Here is a 1,497-nt window from a genome sequence, read left to right as displayed (position 1 = left end):
TGGTGTGGCGGTCGCGGCGCGGGTCGAACGGTTCGCGGGTCCATTGGCCGTTGGCGTCCCACCGGTACCCGTGCTGGTGCGCGAGCCACGCCGCCGACGATGCGGGGGAGCCGACTTCGGCCTCGGCGACCCGAGCGGCCTTCAACGTCGGTGTCACCACCACCAGCCGCCGCTCCTGAGCGGCGAGCAGGGTCGCAGCCGCCGAGAGGGTGGTCGTCTTTCCGGCCCCAGCGGCACCTTCCACGACCACCAGTGAACCGGTGCCGGTGAGCGCGGCGACCACCTGCTGTTGTCCAGGGTCGAGCCTGCGCCCATTCACGGATGGTGGTGCAGCCGCAGGCTGTCCGGGACGTTCAGCGCGGGCGATGATCCGGTCGATGAGGTTGGCCTCGACCGCCAGCACGCGGTCGGACGTCAACGATCGGACGTGTTCGGGGACGTCGGGCCGGTCGACCAGCCGAGGGCACTGGTCGATGGTGCGGGCGGTGAGGTCCTCGACCAGCTCGCGGCGCACGGCGGGTTCGGCGACGACGCCGTCGGCGGCGATGATGCATTCGACCTCGCCGCGGATGTCGGCGCCGTTCCATGCCGACCTCCGTGCACCGAGCCGGGACAGGACAAGGTCGGTGACGGTCTCACGATCGACCCGGCCGACAGGAACAGAAGCGAGTGCCACCGGCTGAGCTGGTGGTTGGAAGCCGAGGTCGTGGAGCTCGTCGCGCCACCGGTGGACGAGGTCGGCGCCGTCGGTCGGGATGACCTTGTCCGGTCGGGCTTCGGCCCACGCCCGACGGTCCCACGACCGTCGGAGTGCGGGCCCGGGTTCCTGGCCGGGATGGTCGGTTCGCCATTCGGCTTCGTAGCGGTCCCCGTGCCGGCCGATCTGCGCGGCGCGGTGGGAGAACTCCCCGGCGAACGGTGCGAGCTCGACGATGTCACCGGACTCCGCGTCGAGGGTGTACCCGTGCGCGGCGAGGACGCGGCGGAAGTCGGGGTCGCACATGACGGCGGCGTGGCCGATGCCGTTGATGGCCTCGATCGAGTCCACCACGGCGACAGAGTGCAGCCCCCGCCACCTGCCTTGGGCGAACACGCGGGCGTTGACCTGGAGGTGCAGGTGGCGGTGTGGATCCCCGGCGCGGGAGGTGTAGTGCCGCACCACTGTGGCCTCGAGCCGCTCGACCGGAACCTGGACCTGCAGCCCGCGCGGCCCGACTCGGGTGGTGGAGTGCTCGGCGAGCCAGCCGATGATCTCGGCCGCCGCACGATCCTGGGCAGCGTCGTACGCGTCGGCGATCTCGGGGTGGAGGGACGCAGCGAGGGACCAGGTCTTGGGTCCGTTCACGACTACCTCGACGAACCGCAGCCCCTTCTCGTCGGTGCGTAGTCGGCCTTTCGGGACGCCGTTGGTGTCGTAACCCGCCACCCATCGTTCGTAGCCGTCGCCGTCCAGTTCACCCGCTGCGACCACATCCGTTGCCCCGTCGGGGGAGTGGG

1 protein-coding gene is annotated in these 1,497 nt (G+C 71.0%); it reads right to left on the bottom strand.

What is annotated here, in order from left to right; all coding sequences use genetic code 11:
- The coding region (gene mobF / locus ACOADB_RS05315; protein WP_378596900.1) for a MobF family relaxase at positions 1-1,426 on the bottom strand (1,426 nt) is incomplete at its 3' end.
- Between the last annotated feature and the right edge of the window lie 71 nt (positions 1,427-1,497).

The organism is Nocardioides sp. CPCC 206348, from assembly GCF_048654705.1.
Classification (GTDB): domain Bacteria; phylum Actinomycetota; class Actinomycetes; order Propionibacteriales; family Nocardioidaceae; genus Nocardioides.
The sequence above is the reverse complement of the archived record's forward strand: the minus strand, read 5'-3'. Positions and strand labels throughout refer to the sequence as shown.